This window comes from Corynebacterium bovis DSM 20582 = CIP 54.80 (assembly GCF_030408615.1).
GTDB lineage: Bacteria > Actinomycetota > Actinomycetes > Mycobacteriales > Mycobacteriaceae > Corynebacterium > Corynebacterium bovis.
Genome location: NZ_CP047187.1, coordinates 875,306 through 894,662 on the forward strand (window position 1 = coordinate 875,306; position 19,357 = coordinate 894,662).

At 71.5% G+C, this 19,357-nt stretch carries 20 protein-coding genes, 1 tRNA gene and 1 pseudogene; 14 read left to right on the plus strand and 8 right to left on the minus strand.

Annotated features, from left to right (window positions below; translation table 11 throughout):
- Positions 1 to 200: 200 nt before the first annotated feature.
- The gene (locus CBOVI_RS03430) at positions 201 to 404 is read right to left on the minus strand and encodes an aminoacyl-tRNA hydrolase (protein ID WP_308726326.1); all 204 of its coding nucleotides are present in this window, start codon (positions 402 to 404) and stop codon (positions 201 to 203) included.
- Between the two features lie 30 nt (positions 405 to 434).
- Between CBOVI_RS03430 and CBOVI_RS03435 the strand changes: the two are divergent.
- The 5 genes and pseudogenes from CBOVI_RS03435 to CBOVI_RS03455 form a co-directional block, all read left to right on the plus strand.
- Positions 435 to 548: pseudogene (locus CBOVI_RS03435) on the plus strand (DUF501 domain-containing protein); the annotation flags it as partial.
- 108 nt (positions 549 to 656) lie between these two features.
- Positions 657 to 1,517, plus strand: coding sequence for a Ppx/GppA phosphatase family protein (locus tag CBOVI_RS03440; RefSeq protein ID WP_269780436.1), 861 nt, complete (start codon positions 657 to 659; stop codon positions 1,515 to 1,517).
- 31 nt (positions 1,518 to 1,548) lie between these two features.
- Positions 1,549 to 1,622, plus strand: a tRNA-Leu gene (locus CBOVI_RS03445).
- A 141-nt stretch (positions 1,623 to 1,763) separates the two neighbouring features.
- Complete coding sequence (locus CBOVI_RS03450) at positions 1,764 to 2,588, plus strand: SDR family oxidoreductase (protein WP_010267320.1); 825 nt, start codon at positions 1,764 to 1,766, stop codon at positions 2,586 to 2,588.
- A 271-nt stretch (positions 2,589 to 2,859) separates the two neighbouring features.
- A complete protein-coding gene (locus tag CBOVI_RS03455; RefSeq protein ID WP_010267323.1) occupies positions 2,860 to 2,997 on the plus strand; it encodes a hypothetical protein in 138 nt (45 codons plus the stop codon).
- An 84-nt stretch (positions 2,998 to 3,081) separates the two neighbouring features.
- On the opposite strand, the gene CBOVI_RS03460 is transcribed toward CBOVI_RS03455, so the two are convergent.
- Together CBOVI_RS03460 and CBOVI_RS03465 are read right to left on the minus strand one after the other, a co-directional pair.
- Positions 3,082 to 3,921 carry a class I SAM-dependent methyltransferase gene (locus tag CBOVI_RS03460; protein WP_125185866.1) on the minus strand — a complete coding sequence of 280 codons (840 nt, stop codon included), beginning with the start codon at positions 3,919 to 3,921 and terminating at the stop codon, positions 3,082 to 3,084.
- Positions 3,918 to 5,501: a succinic semialdehyde dehydrogenase gene (locus CBOVI_RS03465; protein WP_029157828.1), complete on the minus strand. Its 1,584-nt coding sequence runs from the start codon at positions 5,499 to 5,501 to the stop codon at positions 3,918 to 3,920. Before CBOVI_RS03465 ends, CBOVI_RS03460 begins: the two co-directional genes overlap by 4 nt.
- A gap of 47 nt (positions 5,502 to 5,548) precedes the next feature.
- Between CBOVI_RS03465 and CBOVI_RS03470 the strand changes: the two genes are divergently transcribed.
- The gene (locus CBOVI_RS03470; RefSeq protein WP_010267725.1) at positions 5,549 to 6,331 is read left to right on the plus strand and encodes an SDR family oxidoreductase; all 783 of its coding nucleotides are present in this window, start codon (positions 5,549 to 5,551) and stop codon (positions 6,329 to 6,331) included.
- Between the two features lie 399 nt (positions 6,332 to 6,730).
- Positions 6,731 to 7,612, plus strand: a complete 882-nt coding sequence (locus CBOVI_RS03475) for a Bax inhibitor-1/YccA family protein (RefSeq protein WP_010267722.1) — start codon at positions 6,731 to 6,733, stop codon at positions 7,610 to 7,612.
- A 176-nt stretch (positions 7,613 to 7,788) separates the two neighbouring features.
- On the opposite strand, the gene greA is transcribed toward CBOVI_RS03475, so the two are convergent.
- Both greA and CBOVI_RS03485 read right to left on the minus strand, forming a co-directional pair.
- Complete coding sequence (gene greA / locus CBOVI_RS03480; protein ID WP_010267718.1) at positions 7,789 to 8,316, minus strand: transcription elongation factor GreA; 528 nt, start codon at positions 8,314 to 8,316, stop codon at positions 7,789 to 7,791.
- A gap of 130 nt (positions 8,317 to 8,446) precedes the next feature.
- Positions 8,447 to 8,890, minus strand: coding sequence for a DUF4307 domain-containing protein (locus CBOVI_RS03485; protein ID WP_043361246.1), 444 nt, complete (start codon positions 8,888 to 8,890; stop codon positions 8,447 to 8,449).
- 257 nt (positions 8,891 to 9,147) lie between these two features.
- Between CBOVI_RS03485 and mca the strand changes: the two genes are divergently transcribed.
- The 3 genes from mca (at position 9,148) to CBOVI_RS03500 (ending at position 11,502) form a co-directional block, all read left to right on the plus strand.
- A complete protein-coding gene (gene mca / locus CBOVI_RS03490; protein ID WP_010267712.1) occupies positions 9,148 to 10,170 on the plus strand; it encodes a mycothiol conjugate amidase Mca in 1,023 nt (340 codons plus the stop codon).
- A gap of 18 nt (positions 10,171 to 10,188) precedes the next feature.
- Positions 10,189 to 10,641 carry a hypothetical protein gene (locus CBOVI_RS03495; protein ID WP_183273751.1) on the plus strand — a complete coding sequence of 151 codons (453 nt, stop codon included), beginning with the start codon at positions 10,189 to 10,191 and terminating at the stop codon, positions 10,639 to 10,641.
- 87 nt (positions 10,642 to 10,728) lie between these two features.
- Entirely contained in the window at positions 10,729 to 11,502 is a 774-nt protein-coding gene (locus CBOVI_RS03500) for an isoprenyl transferase (protein WP_125172634.1), read from the plus strand.
- A gap of 71 nt (positions 11,503 to 11,573) precedes the next feature.
- Here CBOVI_RS03500 and coaA read toward each other — a convergent pair whose 3' ends face one another.
- Positions 11,574 to 12,503 (minus strand): type I pantothenate kinase, encoded by a 930-nt coding sequence (coaA, locus tag CBOVI_RS03505; protein WP_010267703.1) that lies wholly within the window; start codon positions 12,501 to 12,503, stop codon positions 11,574 to 11,576.
- Between the two features lie 163 nt (positions 12,504 to 12,666).
- Between coaA and glyA the strand changes: the two genes are divergently transcribed.
- The 3 genes from glyA to CBOVI_RS03520 are packed head-to-tail and all read left to right on the plus strand — an operon-like array spanning position 12,667 to position 15,463.
- Complete coding sequence (gene glyA, locus CBOVI_RS03510) at positions 12,667 to 13,959, plus strand: serine hydroxymethyltransferase (protein WP_010267700.1); 1,293 nt, start codon at positions 12,667 to 12,669, stop codon at positions 13,957 to 13,959.
- Positions 13,959 to 14,660 carry an isochorismatase family protein gene (locus CBOVI_RS03515; protein ID WP_010267698.1) on the plus strand — a complete coding sequence of 234 codons (702 nt, stop codon included), beginning with the start codon at positions 13,959 to 13,961 and terminating at the stop codon, positions 14,658 to 14,660. The genes glyA and CBOVI_RS03515 overlap by 1 nt, the downstream gene beginning before the upstream one ends.
- 11 nt (positions 14,661 to 14,671) lie before the next feature.
- Positions 14,672 to 15,463: an enoyl-CoA hydratase/isomerase family protein gene (locus tag CBOVI_RS03520; protein WP_029157826.1), complete on the plus strand. Its 792-nt coding sequence runs from the start codon at positions 14,672 to 14,674 to the stop codon at positions 15,461 to 15,463.
- A 250-nt stretch (positions 15,464 to 15,713) separates the two neighbouring features.
- Here the strand turns inward: CBOVI_RS03520 and CBOVI_RS03525 are convergent, their stop codons facing one another.
- Positions 15,714 to 16,886, minus strand: coding sequence for an acyl-CoA dehydrogenase family protein (locus CBOVI_RS03525; RefSeq protein WP_010267693.1), 1,173 nt, complete (start codon positions 16,884 to 16,886; stop codon positions 15,714 to 15,716).
- An 836-nt stretch (positions 16,887 to 17,722) separates the two neighbouring features.
- Positions 17,723 to 18,163 carry a DUF5997 family protein gene (locus CBOVI_RS03530; protein ID WP_010267691.1) on the minus strand — a complete coding sequence of 147 codons (441 nt, stop codon included), beginning with the start codon at positions 18,161 to 18,163 and terminating at the stop codon, positions 17,723 to 17,725.
- An 86-nt stretch (positions 18,164 to 18,249) separates the two neighbouring features.
- Here CBOVI_RS03530 and CBOVI_RS03535 point away from each other — a divergent pair, with 86 nt between their 5' ends.
- Entirely contained in the window at positions 18,250 to 19,089 is an 840-nt protein-coding gene (locus CBOVI_RS03535; RefSeq protein WP_010267689.1) for a LysR substrate-binding domain-containing protein, read from the plus strand.
- The last annotated feature ends 268 nt before the right edge of the window (positions 19,090 to 19,357 follow it).

A 19,357-nucleotide genomic window follows, 5' to 3' on the forward strand; every position in this document is an offset into this window, starting at 1 on the left:
CGGGCGCCCTGCCGCAGCTTCCCGAATCCCACCGCCAGGCGCTCGGTGGACAGAGCGAAACCGCCGACGAAAACGCCGAGCAGCACGAACACCGACGAGCTGTAAAGACTGAAGCTCCCGGGAACGTGAAAATAGCCCCCTTCCTCATCCCGATGAAAAGCTGAGGGGAAGGGGGCTATTTGCTGCCTTTGCCGCTACAGCTACCGCCCGTGAATCTGGTTCTGCGCAATCTCCAGCCCGTGGCTGGCGATAAGCTCCACTGCCTCCGCCGCAGTGGGCAGAGTGAAAGCGAGCTCCTCGCGTTCCTTGGCATTGAAGTTACGCAGCACGTAATCCGCCGGATCTTGGCGGCCCGGAGGGCGGCCAATGCCAACGCGCACCCGCATGTAGTCCTTCGTGCCCAACGACTTCGTGGTCGAGCGCAGGCCATTGTTACTGAGTCGGTGGCGCTGGCGGCGGAGAACGAGAAGCTGCGCGGCACCGCGATTCCCGCAGATTGGCCCACGATTGCCGAGCTCGGTATTGCGTATCCGGGGGTGGAGGGATAAATGACGACCCTCGCTGCCGTCGACTGCGGCACTAATTCGCTTCGCCTGCTTATCAGCCGGGTCGAGGTCGTCGATGGAGTTCTCGAAATCACAGAACTGCACCGACTGATGGAAATCGTTCGCCTTGGCCAGGGCGTGGATGCCACTGGCATGCTGGCCCCGGAGGCACTGGAGCGCGTGCGGGAGGCTCTGACGAAGTATGCGGAGCTTATGCAGGTCGAGAAAGTGCAAGCAGTCCGAATGGTGGCGACATCGGCGACGCGCGACGCAAGCAACCGTGACGATTTCTTCGCCATGACCCGCGAGATTCTCGCTCCGTGGGGTGCAGAGGCCGAGGTTATTTCCGGCGACGAGGAAGCCGCGCTGTCCTTCCGCGGTGCAGTCGATGACTTGGAGCCCGAGCTCGGTCCGTATTGCGTCATTGACGTCGGCGGCGGCTCCACCGAGGTTATTGTCGGTGACCACGATGGTACGGTAGCCGGCTCTGATTCCGTGGCCATGGGCAGTGTGCGCTTGACCGAACGGTTCCTGCAGGCCTCGCCACCGACAGCGGAACAGGTCCAGGAGGCGCGTTCGTATGTTGCGGAACTGACAGACGAGATTGTTGCGAAGGTGCCTGTCGACAAGGCTCGCACCATCGTCGGCTGCGCCGGGACCTTCACCACCCTGTCGGCGCTGGCACAGGGCCTTGAAACCTACGACCCAGAGTCAATCCACCTGTCGCAGCTGCGCTTTGCGGCGTTGCGTGCGCTGACAGCATCCGTCGTTGAGACCGATGCGGAATCCCTTGCTGCGAATCCGGTCATGCACCCGAAGCGCGCGGATGTCTTTGCCGGCGGTTCCATCATTGTGGACGGTCTGATGGACATGTTTGAGGCGCTGCCGCTTTCCGAGGCAGCGAAGGAAGAGCAGCGCTTTTTCAAATCAGCGAGAAGGATATCCTCGACGGAATTCTGGCGAGTTTGGTAGACACCCATATCGCCCATTAATCTTTCTTAGGGCCCCTATAGCCCAATTGGCAGAGGCAGCGGACTTAAAATCCTTTCAGTGTGGGTTCGAGTCCCACTGGGGGCACGATTGTCGCCGTGGCCGTGGTGCGTGCAGTGATGCGTGCAGTGGTGCACGAATTGACTCCGGGTTGCGTCTGCGGAGCGGCATGGTCGTGGCCGGTCGCCGCAGGACCGCAGCGTCACTCCGCGGGGGAGGACGGTTACGGTGGGGGACATGGCTGACACACACCCCACCTCCCCGGACCACCGACCGGCCCCGTCCCCCGCCGCGGGGGACCGGCCCGACGACGGCGGCACCCGCGACACCCGGCCCGTCGGCCTCGTCACAGGCGGCAGCCGGGGGATCGGCCGGGCGGTCGCCGCCGACCTGCTCCGCGACCACCGCGTCATCGTCGGCGCCTCGTCGCGGGGGTCGGCGACGGCCGCGGCCCTCGAGCTCGCCGACGCGGCGGGCGTGGCGGGGGAGGAGGTGCCGGAGGTGTTCGCCGCGGACCTCACCGACCCGGACGCGATCCGGGCGGAGGTCGACCGGCTCGTCGACGGGGGACTGGACCGGCTCGACGTCCTCGTCCACTCGGCCGGCGTCGCCCCGATGGAGACCGTCGGGGACGCGACGTGGGCGCAGTGGCAGCACGTGTTCACCGTCAACGTCGTCGCCGTCGCCGAGCTCACCCGGCTGCTGCTCCCGGCGCTGCGGGCGGCGGGAGGGACCGTCGTCGCCGTGAACTCGGGCAGCGGCTACACCTCGGGCGTGGCGCAGGGCCTGTACTCCGGCTCGAAGTTCGCGTTGCGGGCGCTGACGGACGCGCTGCGGGAGGAGGAGCGCGGGCGCGTGCGCGTGAGCTCCGTCCACCCGGGCAAGGTGGACACGGACATGCAGGTCGACCTGCAGCGACGCAAGGGCAACCGGGACTACGACGGCTCCGTCTACGTCCGCCCGGAGTCCGTCGCCCGGGCCGTCCGTCTCGCCGTGGAGACGACGGACGAGGCCATGATCGACGAGGTCCACGTGCGTCCCGTCGTCCGCTGACGGCGGTCGGCGGGGACGGTGGTCCGGGTGCTGACCGCGGTCGGCCGGCGGGCGGTCCGGGTGCTGACGGCGGCCGGGGAGCGCGGCGGCGGGTAACGGCCGGCGTCCCCGGGCCGTTGGGAGGGGTGGTGCCGCCCGCGCTGTCCGCACTGTCCGCACCGTCCGCACTGCGTGTCATCCGCACTGTGCGTCGCCCGCACCGCGTGTCACCGGCACCGCGCACCACCCGCACCCCACACGTGCGGTCCGTCCGTGAGAAAGGCTGTTCCCCGTGACCCCTGACGTCTCCGCTGTCGCCTCTGTCCTCGTCACCGCCGTGACGTCGCTGTCGAGCTTTGTGCTCGTCCCGCTCATGATCGTCGCCGACGTCCTCACCGGCGTGTTCGGCCCGGTCGCCCGGATGTTCTGACCGGCCCCGGCCCACCCGGCCCGGCCCTCACAGCCCGGCCCCACGTGCCTCCCGCCGACCGGCCCGGCCCCGCCCCCGCGCGACCTAGCCCTGCGCGACCCACACGGCCGTGCCGGGGAACACCGCCCCGCGGAGGGGCGACCACTGGCCCCACTCGGGGGTGCCTTCGGGCCACCGCGGTTCGACGACGTCGAGGAGCGTGAGCCCGGCCGCGGCGAAGCCCCGCACCCAGTCGCCGACGGTGTGGTGGTACTCGACGTACTCCAGGGTGCCGTCCTCCGCGCGTTCCTCGTACGCCCGCTGGTGGTACGGGACGCAGGCCAGGAGACCCAGCTCGCCGGGGTCGTCGGGGAACACCCACGCCATGGGGTGGTTCGCCGCGACGACGACGCGCCCGCCGGGTCGCAGGACACGCCGGACCTCGCGGAGGGCGTCGTCGAGCCCCCCGATGAAGGGGAACGCGCCGAAGGAGGAGAACACGATGTCCGCGCAGGCGTCCCGCAGCGGCAGCCGGGCGGCGTCGGCCTGGACGGGGGCGAGGCCGTCGACGGCCGGGGCGTGCGCGAGCATCTCCCGGGAGATGTCGATCCCGACGACGAACGCGCCGTGCCGCGCCACCCACGCCCCGCACGGGGCGGAGCCGCAGCCGATCTCGACGACCGTCCGCCCGCGGAGGTCCGCCGGGTCGCCGAGGAGCCGGGCCTCGTCCTCCGTGAGCCGCTCGGGGCACCAGTGGAAGGTCTCCAGGTAGTCGCCGTGCTCGGTGAGGTAGCGCGCCGCGTCCCGGTCCCAGTGCCGACGCTGCGCCCGCGCGTCGGCGGCGGCGCCGGCGGGACCCGGGGCCGCGTCGGGGTGGTCGGACGCACCCGCGTCGGCGGCGTCGGCGGGATCCGGGGCGGCGTCGGGGTGGTCGGCCGGGGTCAGCGCAGGATCCCGGTCGTCTTGCCGGCCTGCAGCGCGACCGACACGATCGTCGCGTAGGCCTTGCGACCCAGGGCGGACGGGCCCTGGATGGGCATGATCCGCTGCTCGGAGATGTTCTGGGTCTCGGTGTACTTCAGCAGGCCCTCCCGGCCGTGCCGGCGCGACATCCCGGACTCCTTGACCCCGCCGAGCGGGATGTCCACGGAGCCCCACGACGCCGTGTAGCCGTCGTTGATGTTCACGGACCCGGCCTCGATCCGGGGCGCGACCTCCCAGGCGGTGCGGGGGTCGCCGAAGATGCACGCGTTGAGGCCGTACGTCGTGTCGTTGGCGAGGCGGAGGGCCTCCTCGACGTCGCGGACCTTCTGGACGTAGATCACCGGGCCGAAGACCTCCTCGCGGCGGAGGCGGGCGTCGTCCGGCACGTCCGTGAGGACGGTCGGCTCGTAGAAGTACGGTCCGAGGTCGGGCCGGGCGCGGCCACCGGTGACGACGGTCGCCCCCTTCGCGCGGGCGTCCTCGACGAACTCGGTGACCGTGTCGAGCTGCTGGCGGCTGGCGAGCGATCCCATGTCGACGGACCAGTCGAGGCCCGGGCCGATGGACATCGCCGAGACCGCGGCGGTGAGCTCGCGGAGGTAGTCGTCGTAGATCCCCTCCTCGACGTAGATGCGCTCGACCGAGACGCACAGCTGGCCCGAGTTGGAGAAGCAGCCGTGGACCGAGCCCTCGACGGCGCGCCGCAGGTCGGCGTCCGCCTGGACGATCATGGGGTTCTTGCCGCCGAGCTCGGCGGAGAAGCCGACGAGCCGGCGTCCGACCTGCTCACCGAGGGTCTTGCCCGTCGCGGTCGAGCCGGTGAACATGAGGTAGTCGCAGCGGTCGGCGATGGCGTTGCCGACGACCCGGCCGGGGCCGGTGACGACCTGCATGACGTTCTCCGGCAGGCCGGCCTCGAGCAGCAGCTTGAGGGCGAGCAGGGTGCAGAAGGGGGTCGAGGAGTCCGGCTTCGCGACGACGGTGTTGCCCGCCGCGAGGGCCGCGAGCGCGTCGGAGATCCCGAGGGTGAGGGGGTAGTTCCACGGGCTGATCTGGCCGACGACGCCCTTCGGGTAGTGGTACTCCCGCGACCGGGTGAGCACCGGCAGGGCGCCGGGGTGGCGGGAGGGCCGGAGGAACGACGCGAGGTGGTTGCCGTAGTAGCGGGCGTTGATCGCCACGTCCATGACCTCGTCGAAGGCGGAGGCGCGGTTCTTGCCCATCTCGAGCTGGATCATGTCGAGCAGGAGCTCGCGGTTCTTCAGCACGAGGTCGTGGAACCGGAGGAGGATGCGCTTGCGGTCGGCGAACGTCGAGGCCCGCCACGACGTCTGGACCCGGCGGGCGACGGTGAAGGCGTCTTCGACGTCCTCCTCCGTCCCCTTACCCACCCATCCGAAGGCCGTCCCGTCGAAGGGGGCCTCGATGTCGAGCGTGTCACCGGACCGCAGGTTCCCGGTGCGGGCGTTGACGGACAGACCCCGGAGGGTTTCCGCGAGATCCTCCGGGAGAGGACCGAGGGACAATCTCTTGTGATTCATGGTGCGAGTGTATGACATTGACTCTGATGGCGCGGTAGGTTGGCTCCATGACAAACACTCACGGCAAGAGCATCTTCATTTCCGGCGGTGCCGCAGGCATCGGTCGTCAGGTTGCACTCAGGTTCCTCTCGGCCGGCTGGACCGTCGGCGCGTACGACATCGACGACGCCGCGCTGGCGTCCCTGAAGGAGGAGTACCCCGAGATCATCACGGGTCGGCTCGACGTCACCGACGCCGACCAGTGGGAGGAGGCCCTGGCCGACTTCACCTCGCACACCGGCGGCACGCTCGACGTCCTCGACAACAACGCCGGCATCATCGGTGACGGTGACATCGTCAACCAGTCCACGGGAATCATCGCGAAGCAGATCGAGGTCAACTGCACCGGTGTCGTCCTCGGTGCCCGGGCGGCCCACAAATATCTCAAGCGGACCAAGAACGCCCACATGGTCACGATGGGGTCGGCGTCCGGAATTTACGGTCAGCCGCACATCGCCCCCTACTCCGCCTCGAAGTTCTTCGTCCTCGGGTTCACCCAGGCGATGGACCTGGAGTGGCGGAAGGACGACATCCGGGTCGTGAGCCTCATGCCGCTGTGGGCGAAGACGAAGCTCGCCGCCGTCGAGGCCAAGTCGACGAAGCGCCTCGGCGTGAACATCCGCCCGGAGGATGTCGCGGCGGCGGTGTGGAAGGCCGTCCACCCGGCGAACTTCCTCGAGCGTCAGCGGCACATGTACTCCGTGTCCACGGCCGACCTCATCCTGCGCTACCTCGGGCGGCTCGGGCCGGCCCCGATCTCCCGCTTCGTCAACGGCGTCATCGCGGGCTGACCGCTCCGTCGCGGGACCCCGGGGCCCGGCCCCGGGCCCGCGGTCCCGGGGAGGGGACGGGGAGGGTGCGCGGCGGTGACCTGACGGGATCCTGACGCGGACCTGAAGGGGCGCCGGCGGGGGCCCGTGCCGGGGGGACCGGGGAGGCGGTGGGGGTGCAACGCATTCACCGGCCGTCCGGGCGCGGGAACAATTCCCCGTCCCGGTCCGTTACCCTCGTGGGACGCTCCGGCGTCACCGCGGTTGTCGCGTCCTGACGCGGACCGTGACCGTCGACCCCGTCGGGGTCGATCACCCGGCGTCAATCTCCCCGGCGGGCGGGCCCGCGCAGTGCAGACCCGCACGGCGCGTCCGTCCGAGGGGTCACACGACACACTCAGAAAGGAACGGTGGAGACTCGTGCAGAGTTCGAACCCGTACATGGGGTCGCTCACCAGGGCGGCCAAGGGGAACGCCCCCCACCGGACCGGCGGTCCGGACCAGGACCAGTCCGGTTACCAGGACTACGCCCGCATGTCCCAGGGCGTGCAGACCGCTGCGACGACCCAGGCGATGCCCGACGCCGCGAACTACGGCCGGGCGGGCTCCTCCGACCGCCCGATGACGGTCGACGACGTCGTGGCGAAGACCGGCATCACCCTCGCCGTCCTCGTCGTCTTCGCGGCGGTCAACTTCGCCCTGGGGACGTCGAACCCCGGCCTGTCGTCGGTCCTCACCCTCGTCGGTGCGATCGGCGGCCTCATCGCCGTCCTCGTGTCCAGCTTCGGCAACAAGTACGGCTCCGCCACCGTCACGCTCGTCTACGCGGCCTTCGAGGGCCTGTTCGTCGGCGGCATCAGCCTCATGCTGTCCGGCTGGATGGTCGGTGACGCCGACGCCGGTGCCCTCATCGGCCAGGCGGTGCTCGGGACGATCGGCGTGTTCGTCGGCATGCTCGTCGTCTACCGCACCGGGGCGATCCGGGTCACCCCGAAGTTCACCCGGATGCTCGTCGGCGGGATGATCGGCGTGCTCGTCCTCGTGCTGGGCAACCTCGTGTACGGGCTCGTCACCGGCGGTGCCGGTCCGCTGCGCGACGGCGGTGTCATCGCGATCCTCTTCTCGCTCGTGTGCATCGCCCTCGGTGCGATGAGCTTCCTCGTCGACTTCGACCAGGCGGACAGCCTCGTCCGCGCGGGCGCGCCGTCGAAGATGGCCTGGGGTGTCGCCCTCGGCCTCGCGGTCACGCTGGTCTGGCTCTACACGGAGATCCTGCGCCTGCTGTCCTACTTCAGGGACTGACCCCGCGGGGCCCGGGGAGCCCGCCCACCGGCGGCACCGGGCCCGCGCGGGGCGCACGGCGCAGGCCCGTGGGGCGCGCAGCACGCGCCCCACGTCACCCGCACAGCACGCGGCCCCCGGTCACGGTGATCACACCGTGGCCGGGGGCCGTCGTCGTGCTGTGGGCCGGGGCGGGCTCAGTTCTTCTGCTCGGAGCGCGGCCGGTCGAGGTCGGGGTCGTACGGCTCCGCCTGCGTGACGGTGACCGTGACCGTGTCCCCGTTCGGGGTGGAGTACTCGCGGGTCTCGCCGACCTTCGCGCCGACGATCGCCGCGCCGAGCGGGGCGTCCGTCGAGTACGTCTCGAGGTCGGGGTTCGACGACTCGAGGCCGCGGGTGCCGATGAGGAAGGTCTCCTTGTCGTCCTCGTCGCCGTCGTAGTAGACGTGCACGACCGAGCCGACCAGGGCGACACCCGACTCCTGCGGGGCCTCGCCGATCGTGGCGGAGTCCAGCAGCTCCTCCAGGTAGGCGATGCGGGCCTCCTCCTGCCCCTGCTGCTCGCGGGCGGCGTGGTAGCCGCCGTTCTCCTTGAGGTCACCCTCCTCGCGGCGCTCGTTGATCTCCGCCGCGAGGGCGGGGCGGTTGGCCTTGAGGGCGGTCAGCTCGTCGTTGAGCCGGTCGAAGGACTCCTGGGTGAGCCAAGTGGTCTGGTTGTCAGCCATGTGTAGCCGCAGCCTCCTGCATGAAGAGAGGGGGGAAAAGGTCCGGGCCAGTCTATCACCGGCGACGATCCGCCGGACCGGCGTGCGCGGAGCCGTCCGGGCCGGGGTCGGCCCGCCGGCCCCCGGGGGGTCAGGCCACCGACTCCGTCGTGCGGTCCGGCAGGTAGGAGGGCAGCACCGAGGAGCATCCGTAGACCTGCCCGGCGACCGGCTCCCCGTGGGTCGGGATGTCGATGATGAGGCGCGTCGTCGAGTCCCCACCGGAGGCGACGACCGCCTCTCGGCGACCGACCTCGTTCTTGCCGTAGTCGAGGGCGGTGACGACGCAGTACCCGGGCTGGGAGGGGTCGTCACGGGTGATGTCGAGCGTCAGCCGGAGGCTGTCGCCCCCGTCGGGCCGGGTCCAGCCGGCGGCCGTGCCGTTGACGTCGGCCGCGGTGGAGTTGCGGTACTGCGCGGCGACGTACACGCCGACGGCGATGACGAGGACGACGACCCCGATGACGACGAACTTGCCGCTCACCCCGCGGCTGCGGCGGGACCCGTAGCGCGCCTGAGGCGCCGAAGTGCTCATGTCGGTCATGGTAGGCGCGCCCGGGGGAAGTTGGAACTCGGGGGCGGCAGACGGTTGAATGGACGGGTATGCCGTGGCCGGGGCACGCACCGGCACGCACCGGCACAGTCCGGCACAGTCCGGCAGGAACCGGCCGAACCCGGCGGACTCCGGCGGAGACCGGCAGGACCCGGCCGGACCCGGCAGACTCCGGCGGAGCCTGCGGCGACCCGGCCGGACCCGCTCCGCGCGACGGGGCACCGACGCCGACACACGTGATGAAGGTGAGGGACGACAAGGTGCAGACACCGAAGACAGGATTCCGGCTGCTCGCGATCCACGCCCACCCCGACGACGAGGCGAGCAAGGGGGCGGCGACGATGGCCCGCTACGCCGCCGAGGGGGCGGAGGTCACCGTCGTCACCTGCACGGGCGGCGAGCGGGGCAGCATCCTCAACCCGGCGATGGACCGGCCCGGCGTCGTCGACCGCATGGCCGACGTCCGGCGTGAGGAGATGGCGGCCGCCGCCGCGGCCCTCGGCGTCCGCCACCGGTGGCTGGGGTACGTCGACTCGGGCCTGCCCGAGGGGGACCCGACCCCGCCGCTGCCGGACGGCTGCTTCGCGCTCCAGGACGTCGACGAGGTCGCGGCGCGCGTCGTCGCCCTCATCCGTGAGCTGCGCCCCCACGTCCTCGTGACCTACGACGAGAACGGGGGCTACCCGCACCCGGACCACGTCATGGTCCACGAGGTGTCGGTGCGGGCCTGGGACCGGGCCGCCGACCCGGGGTACCGCCCGGAGCTCGGGGAGCCGTGGGCGGTGTCGAAGATGTACTACAGCCACGGTTTCGTCCGCCGCCGGTTCGAGGCCCTCACCCGCGCGATGGAGGAGCGGGGCCTCGGCGGCGACGCGCCGCTGTTCAGCCGGTGGCGGTCCATGCCGGACATCTACGAGCGGGTGACGACCCGGGTGGAGTGCGGGGACTGGTTCCCCGCGCGGGACGACGCGCTGCGCGCCCACGCCACCCAGATCGACCCGGCGGGCGCGTTCTTCGCGGTCCCGACCGAGCTCCAGCAGGAGGTGTGGCCGACGGAGGAGTTCGAGCTCGCGGCCTCCCGGGTGGGGCCGACGCTGCCCGCCGACGGCATGGAGACGGACCTGTTCGAGGGGGTCTCCGCCGACGGACAGCCGGACCGTGCGACGATGGAGGGTGACGACCTGGTCCGCGCCGCGGACGGGCGGTCCCAGGGGGACCGGAGCCAGCACGAGCAGAGCACGGACCACGGGTCCGGGGAGTAGGCGGATCACATGATGCCCATGTCCACCCTGTCGGCGACGGTCGCCGGGACGGTCCACGACGTGACTGTCCCGCTCGTCCTCGCCCAGGCGGAGCGCCCGAAGCCCCAGGGCCCGGAGTTCGGCAAGGCCTCGCCCGTCGGTCTGTTCGTCATCATCGCCCTGCTCATCGTCGTCCTGACGATCGGGGTGCTCATGAACCGGCGCATCCGTCGCCTCGAGCGGCGCCGGGCGTTCGCCGAGCGGCACGGGGTGGACCTGTTCGACACCGAGACCCTCGACCGCCTCATGAAGGAGGAGGGGTTCGACGAGCGCGTCAAGGGCTCGGACGCCCTTCCCGCCCGCACCGAGGTTCCCGACGGGGCCACCAGCCGGTTCACCTTCTCCGACGACGCCGCGGACACCGCCCCCGGTGCCACGCCGTCGGGGGAGGGGCGGCCCGCCGCCGGTCCGGGGGACCGCCCCGGCGCGTGACCCTGCGGTCCGCCACCGCCGCGCCGCACGGGCGCGGCACGGACCGGACCCGTCAGCTCCCCGCCACCGTCAACTAGGATCGCACCCGTGACCTTCCGCGGCCCCCGCATCATCTACCCGCTCTACGAAGCCCGGCTCGCCCGGCGTCTCCGTGGCCTGCCCGTGCCCAAGCACGTGGCGATCATGTGCGACGGCAACCGGAGGTGGGCCCGGGAGAGCGGGTTCACCGACGTCTCCCACGGGCACCGCGTCGGCGCGCAGAAGCTCGTCGAGGTCGTCAACTGGTGTGACGAGCTCGGGGTGGACACCGTCACCGTGTGGCTGCTGAGCACGGAGAACCTCAAGCGGTCGAAGGACGAGATCGACCTGCTCTGCGACATCATCGGTGACGTCACCGACGAGCTCGCGCGGGCGCGCGGGCGGTTCCGCCTCCACGTCGTCGGGCACCTCGACCTGCTGCCGGAGGCGCTGCGCGGCCGGCTCGCCGAGGCCGAGGCGCGGACGGCCGGGCACACGGGGGTCCGCGTCAACGTCGCGGTGGGCTACGGGGGGCACCAGGAGATCGTCGACGGCGTGCAGAACCTCGTCCGCGAGCTCGCGGAGGAGGGCGTGCCGGCCGGGGAGCTCGCGGGGAGGATCACCGCGGAGGCCATCGGCGACCACCTCTACACGTCGGGCCAGCCGGACCCGGACCTCGTCATCCGCACCTCGGGGGAGCAGCGCCTCTCCGGGTTCCTGCTGTGGCAGTCCGCGTACTCGGAGATCTGGTTCACGGACACGTACTGGCCCGCCTTCCGCCGGATCGACCTGCTGCGCGCGTTGAGGGACTACTCGAAGCGCCACCGCCGCTTCGGGCGGTGAACCCCGCCCCGCGGTGAACCCCGGCCCGCGGTGAGCCCCGCCCCGCCCGCGGTGAACCCCGCCCTGCGGGCTCAGATCTTCCGCAGCCGCACGGTCTCCACGAGGTGGTCGGAACCCTTGCGGAGGACGAGCGACGCGCGGACCCGCGTCGGGAGGATGTTCTCCATGAGGTTCGGCAGGTTGACGGTCTGCCAGATCTCCCGGGCGATCATCGTCGCGTCCTCGTCGGAGATCGAGGCGTAGTGGTGGAAGTAGGCGTCCGGGTCCTGGAACGCCGTGTTCTTGAGCTTGAGGAAGCGGTTGATGTACCAGTCCTCGATGTCCTCGCGTCCGGCGTCGACGTACACCGAGAAGTCGAACAGGTCGGACACCATGAGGGTGGGCCCGGTCTGGAGGACGTTGAGGCCCTCGACGATGAGGATGTCCGGGCGGTCGACGATGATCTGCTCGCCGGTGCGGTCGTAGGCCTCGTGGGAGTACACGGGGGCGGCGACCTCGGCGGCCCCGGACTTCACCGCGGTGACGAACCGCAGGAGGGCGCGCTGGTCGTAGCTCTCGGGGAAGCCCTTGCGGCCCATGATGCGGCGGCGGCGGAGTTCCTCGGCGGGGTAGAGGAAGCCGTCCGTCGTCACGAGGTCGACGCGGGGTTTGGACTCCCACCGCTGGAGCAGGACCTGGAGGAGACGTGCCGTCGTCGACTTCCCGACGGCGACCGACCCGCACACCCCGATGATGAACGGGACCCGGGGCATGGGCTCGCCGAGGAACGTGGCGGTGGCCTCGTTGAGGCGGCGGTGGGCCTGGACGCGCAGGTCGATGAGGCGTGACAGCGGGAGGTAGACCTCGCTGACCTCGTCGAGGTCGATCTCCTCGCCGATGCCCCGGAGTTCGTCGAGCTCGCGTTCGCTGAGCACCTGCGGCATGGACTGCCGGAGGGCCTGCCACTGGTTGCGGTTGAGTTCGACGTACGGACTCGGGTCGGTCGGCGACATGCGCCCCATTGTGCTCCCGGTCACCGCAGAACCGAAATTCCCGGGTCACCGTGCGCGGGGATAGGATGTCAGGGGACTGCCGTCCCCGTCCGACGCGGCGTGCCCGCCGACCGTCGGGCTCCGACAGCCGGGCGACGGCCCGACCGCCGACACCAACCGTGAGAGAGGCCCCATGACTTCACAGGACCAGCACAACCAGCCCCTGGGGGAGTTCGACCCGGAGGTGGCCCAGGCCATCGCCGGCGAGCTGTCCCGGCAGCGCGACACCCTGGAGATGATCGCCAGCGAGAACTTCGTCCCTCGTGCCGTGCTCCAGGCGCAGGGCTCGGTCCTGACGAACAAGTACGCCGAAGGCTACCCCGGCCGCCGCTACTACGGCGGCTGCGAGCACGTCGACGTCATCGAGGACCTCGCCCGTGACCGGGCGAAGGCCGTCTTCGGCGCGGAGTTCGCGAACGTCCAGCCGCACTCCGGCGCGCAGGCGAACGCGGCCGTGCTCATGGCGCTGGCGAACCCGGGGGACAAGATCATGGGTCTGTCCCTCGCCCACGGCGGGCACCTCACCCACGGGATGCACCTGAACTTCTCCGGCAAGCTCTACGAGGTCGCCGCCTACGAGGTCGACCCGGAGACGATGCGCCTCGACATGGACAAGGTCCGTGAGCAGGCCCTCGCGGAGCGGCCGCAGGTGCTCATCGGCGGCTGGTCCGCCTACCCGCGCCACCAGGACTTCGAGGCCTTCCGCTCCATCGCCGACGAGGTCGGCGCGAAGCTGTGGGTGGACATGGCCCACTTCGCGGGTCTCGTCGCCGCCGGCCTGCACCCGAGCCCGGTGCCGTTCGCCGACGTGACGTCGACGACGGTCCACAAGACCCTCGGCGGGCCGCGGTCCGGTCTCATCCTCGCCCGCCAGGAGTGGGCGAAGAAGATCAACTCCGCCGTCTTCCCCGGCCAGCAGGGCGGGCCGCTCATGCACGTCGTCGCGGCGAAGGCGGTGGCGATGAAGGTCGCCCAGACCGACGAGTTCCGGGACCGCCAGGCCCGGACGATCGAGGGCGCGCAGATCCTCGCCGAGCGGCTCGGCGGCACGGACACGGCCGAGGCCGGGGTCCGGGTGCTCACGGGCGGCACGGACGTCCACCTCGTCCTCGTCGACCTGCGGAACTCGGAGATGAACGGCCAGGAGGCGGAGGACCTGCTCCACGAGGTCGGCATCACCGTCAACCGCAACGCGGTGCCCTTCGACCCGCGTCCGCCGATGGTCACGTCGGGCCTGCGCATCGGCACGTCCGCCCTCGCGTCCCGGGGTCTCGACGCCGCGGCGTTCACCGAGGTCGCTGACGTCATCGCGACGGCGCTGGCGCAGGGGACGAACGCCGACACGGCCGCGCTGCGCAGCCGCGTCGACGCCGTCGCCGCCCGGTTCCCGCTGTACCCGGGCCTCGAGGACTGGAAGCTGGCCTGATGGACGCCCCCCGTGGCCGGTCCGGGCGCCGGGCCCTGCTTGTCGTCGACGTGCAGAACGACTTCTGCGCGGGAGGGTCCCTCGGGACCGCACGTGGCGCGGACGTCGCCGCGGACATCAGCCGGTACCTCGCCGATCACGGGGACGAGTACGACGTCATCGCCGGCACCCTCGACTGGCACATCCGCCCGGAGGGGCACTTCGCCCCGCCGGGGGAGGAGCCGGACTTCCAGGTGACGTGGCCGCCGCACTGTGTCGTCGGCACGTGGGGGGCCCGGACGCACCCGGCGCTCGACACCTCCCGGATCACCGCCTGGTTCCGGAAGGGGGAGTTCACGGCCTCCTACTCCGGGTTCGAGGGGCATCTCGCCCCCGGCGACGGGGGTGAGGCCGTGGGGGTCGACGCCGCCGACGGGGCGGGGGTCACCGCCGCCGGTGCGGCCGGGGCCGCCGCCGGGGGTGAGGTCGTGGGGGACGACGCCGCCCCCGTGGCGCTGGCCGACTGGCTGCGGCGGGCGGGGGTCACGGACGTGACCGTCGTCGGGATCGCCACGGACTTCTGCGTCCGGGCCACGGCCGTCGACGCCCGTGACGAGGGGTTCTCCACGACGGTCATCGGCCGGCTCTGTGCGCCCGTGACGGAGGACGGCGGCCGGGGGGCCCTCGCTGAACTGGAGCGGGCCGGGGTCACCGTCAGGTAACGTTGGGGGCCATGAGCCTTGTGACGACCGACACGACCGAGGGCGTCCGCACCATCACGATCACACGTGCGGACGCCCACAACTCCCTCAACTCCGAGCTCCGCCGGGAGCTCCGCGCGGCCTTCGAGTCCGCGGCGGCGGACTGCTCGACGGACGTCCCGGTCGCCGACCGCGTCCGCGCCGTCGTCCTCACCGCCGACGGCGCGGCGTTCTGCACGGGGCAGGACCTCCGCGAACAGCTCGCCGACATGAAGGCGGGCACGGGCCAGGACAAGGTCACCGGCGAGTACAACCCGATGGTCAAGGCCCTGCTGAGCATCCCCGTCCCGGTCATCGCCGCCGTCAACGGCCCCGCCGCGGGTGCCGGCTGGGCGATCGCGATGGCGTGCGACTTCCGCATCGTCGCGGACACCGCCTCGTTCAAGGGGGCGTTCACCGGCGTCGGCCTCGCCTCGGACTGCGGCCTGTCGCGCTCCCTCGCGGACACCGTCGGCGCCACCCGGGCGCTGGAGATGCTGCTCACCGACGAGAAGATCCCCGCCGCGGAGGCCACGGACTTCGTGACCGAGGTCGTCCCGGCCGGTGAGCTCGCCGAGCGGGTGGGCGGGCTGGCCCGCCGCCTCGCCGCCGGGCCGACGGCGTCCTACCGGGAGATCAAGGCCCTCGTGAAGGACCCGGAGGCGGTCCTCGCCGCCGCGGACCGGGAGGCGGCCGCCCAGGAGCGGCTCTCCCGCACCGCCGACCACCGCGAGGCGATCGAGGCCTTCCTCGCCAAGCGCGCGCCGCAGTTCACCGGGGAGTGACCGGCCCCGCCCGACCGCCGGCGACCGGGGTGACCGTGCCCTGACGCCGGCCCCGCGCCGCCGGCGCACGCCGTGACCGCACGGCGACCGGGGTGACCGTGCCCTGACGCCGGCCCCGCGCCGCCGGCGCACGCCGTGACCGCACGGCGACGGCCCCCTCCCGGACGTGTGTCCGTGGAGGGGGCCGTCGTCGTCTCCGGGGGTCACCCCCCGCGACCGGGCCGCGGGGGACCCGGCCGGGGGACGGAGCCTACTTCCCGCCCTTGGCGAGGCGGCGGGAGATGATCTCCAGCATGATCTCGTTCGGGCCGCCGTAGATCGGCTGGACCCGGGTGTCGAGGTAGTGGGTGGCGATCGGGTACTCGAGCATGAAGCCGTAGCCGCCGTGCAGCTGGACCGCACGGTTGACGACCTCCACCTGGAGCTCGGTCGTGTGGTACTTGGCCATCGCGCCGGCGACCTCGTCGAGGGTGCCCTCGACCTTCGCGGCGATCGCGGCGTCGACGAAGCACTGCGCCGACTGGATGGACGCGGCCATCTTCGCCAGCTCCCAGCCGTAGCCCTGGTGGTCGATGAGCCGCTCACCGAAGGTCTTGCGGTCCTGGGAGTGCTGGTAGACGAGGTCGAAGGCCCGCCGGGACGTCGCGAGGGAGCCGACGGCGATGGACAGCCGCTCCTGCGCGAGGTTCGTGCGCAGGTAGCCGAAGCCGGCGCCGCGCTCGCCGAGGAGGTTCTCCGGCGGGACGGTGACGTTCTCGAAGGAGAGCTCGGCGGTGTCCTGGGACTTCAGGCCGACCTTCTTCAGCGGGCCGGTCTTGGTGTAGCCCTCCATGCCGTCCTCGACGATGAGGAGGGACACACCCGCGCGGCCCTTCTCCGGGTCGGTGATGGCGACGACGATGGTGAAGTCCGCCTGGACACCGTTGGAGATGAAGGTCTTCGCGCCGTTGAGGATGAAGTTGCCGTCCGCGTCCTCCTTGGCGACGGAGCGGATCCCCGCGAGGTCGGCGCCCGCACCGGGCTCCGTCATCGCGATGGCCGCGATCTTCTCGCCGGCGCACAGCGGGCGGAGGAACCGCTCCTTCTGCTCGTCGTTCGCGAAGCGCTCGAGGTAGGGTACGACGAGGTCGTTGATCGTCTGGATGCCGACGATGATCGACCCGGAGTCCGCCTGGGCGAGCTCCTCGGTGAGAACCGCGTTGAAGCGGTAGTCCGGCATCCCGCCGCCACCGAACTCCTCCGGTGCGGTGATGCCGAGGAGTCCGAGCTGGCCGGCCTTCTGGAACATCTCCCGGTCGCAGTATCCCTGCTCGTGCCAGCGGTCGACGTTCGGCTTGATCTCCGACTCGACGAAACCGCGGCACGTGTCGCGGAACATCTCGTGCTCGTCCTCGAAGATGGTGCGGGGCAGGTAGTTCTTCATGGCGTCCTTCCGGTGTGTCGGCCGGGACCGTGATCCGACGGTCGCGGCTACGGTGCCTCGACGAGACCGCGTGCGGTGCGGAACCGCGCAGGTAGTGCGGTGCGGAACCGTGCGTTATGAGGAATGCCCTCCATGACGGGGGACTGTGACCCACGTCTCGCCAATTGCTATGAACATATTAGCTTGAAGGGTGCGGGGGTGCGACGTCGGGGGACCGTCCGCGGGCCGGTGGCCGCCGGTCGCCCCGGGGTGCTCCCGTGGGGTCGGGGGTCGACGGAACGCTATGGGGTAGCGGACGGGGGTGGCTTCGGAATGGCTGCACGGCGGGTATCCGTGCAGGTCGGAGCGGTCGGAGGGAATTTAGGCAACATGAGTGTGCGCTAATTGTTGACACCCCGGTTGAGGCTTGGCTAACCTCTGTGGTGTGTCGAAGGCTAGTCACCTCGATGCACTGCAGTTGTGGATCAGCCGCGTTGCGGCTGGTGCCCAGGGTTTGCAGGTTCAGCAGACGTCACTCGGCTTCCTCTTCTCACCGGGTGACCCGCGCCGTACCTGTGGCACACCTCCAACGCGCTCCCTGGGCGCACCAGCCGGCCGCGATGTGGCACCGGGGATCCTCTGCCCGGCGGACTCGTCACCCGCCGGGACACGGTCCCACCGATCCGGACCACCGGGCTCGTCACCCGGCCCGGATCAGGCGCGAGGCCCCGCCACCGTCCCCCGGGACAGTGGCGGGGCCTCCGTCGTGTGTCCGCCCGTGGGGCGGCCGTCGCCGCCGTGCGGGACCCGGGGGTGCGCTCCCGTGGGCGGGTCCGTGCAGGTCCCGGGCGGTGGACTCAGCGTCCGGCCGCGGCGCCGGGCCCGTCGTCCGGGTTCGTGTCGCCGGTGCCGGCGTCGTCCGCGGCGGCCGCGCCCTTCTGCTCCGCGAACTGCCGGCGCTCCGCGGTGAGCCACTCCGGCGGCGCGGCGAGCAGCCGGCTGATCTCCTCGCTCGTCAACGGCCGGTCGAGGTCGTTGCGCTTGAGCGCGGCGATCGTCACGCCGAGCCGCCGCGCGACCTCCGGCCGCGGGTGCGGGCCCTCGCGCCACAACGTGCGCAGCCACTCCGGCGGATCCTTCTGCAGCGCGACGAAGGCGTCGTGGCTGAGCGGGGTCTCCCGGAACTCCGCGGGGGCGGCGGGGAGGTAGATGGCGAGCTTCTTCGCCGCGGTGAGCGGCTTCATCGGCGGCCCACCGTGGGCGGACCCGGTGTCTGAGCTGGTCGGCGTCTCGGTCATGCGCCCCACTCTACGGTGTGGGGTCCGCCGCTCCCGTGGCGCGGTCGCCGGCCGGGCCGGCCGTGCGCCGGACGTAGGATGGCCGCATGTCGAACCGCACGCCCGGCCGCCCCGGTCGGACCCCCGCCCGTGGCCGGTCAGCAACCCCGTCCCGGCGCACCACAGAGCAGCGCCGCCGCGACACCCCCGGCCGGCCCGCCGCCGGGGCCGCGCCCCGCCGCGACACGTCCTCCGGGGAGGAGGCGGCGTCGCGGGGGAGGGGGACGTCGTACCTCAAGGTCGTCTTCAGTCCGGGCGTGGTGCCCGGCAAGTGGTTCGCCCGCTTCGACGGCAGGACCCCCGGCTGGACCGTCGCGGCGGCGGAGGTCGACCGCCCGCTGGAGGCCGTCGACGCCGGGCTGGCCGACGTGGCGATCATGCGGCTGCCGCACGCGGACGTGGACACCGACGTCCACCACCGGGTCCTGCTCTACACCGAGACCCCGGGGGTCGCCGCGCCGGCCGACCACCCCGTGGCCGTGCTCGACACGGTCGACGTCGCCGACCTCGCCGATGAGACCGTGCTCTACGAGACCCCGCCGGACGGGGACGTCGACTGCGCCGCGGTCCGGGGGCACCTGGACGTCGTCGCGGCGAACGTCGGGGTGGTCGTCGCCCCGCGGCCGCTGCTGCGCGCGGTCAACCGCCGGGGCGTGGTGCACCGGGACCTCGACGGCGTGCCCGGCACGCGGGTCGCCGTCGTGTGGCGGGTCGAGGACGACTCCGCGGTCATCCAGGATTTCGTCGGCGTGTGCCGCGGTCGGGGGGAGGGCAGCACCCGGCAGACGCTCGCGCGGGGCGCGCGGGGCGGTGACGGTGCCCGGGGCGGCGACGGTTCCCGGGGCGGGCGGGCGTCGCGCGGAGGGGCGGGGCGACGGTCGCGCTGAGGGGGCGGTGACGGGGTCGGTGGAGGCTCTGGCGGGGGTTTCGGTGGGGGTTTCGGCGACGGTTTCGGCGACAGCCGCGGCGACGGGGGCCCGGTGACGACGCTGTGCTCGACCGCAATCTGTAATCATTCCGTGATGGAATTGTGACGTTCACGCGACGGTATTTCGACTGGAGTACGACCGGTCACGCTGTGAATCGGCCGCGAAATGGCCGCATGAACTGGAACGATGGAAAATGATCTGACGAACTGTGAAGGAAATGCGATCA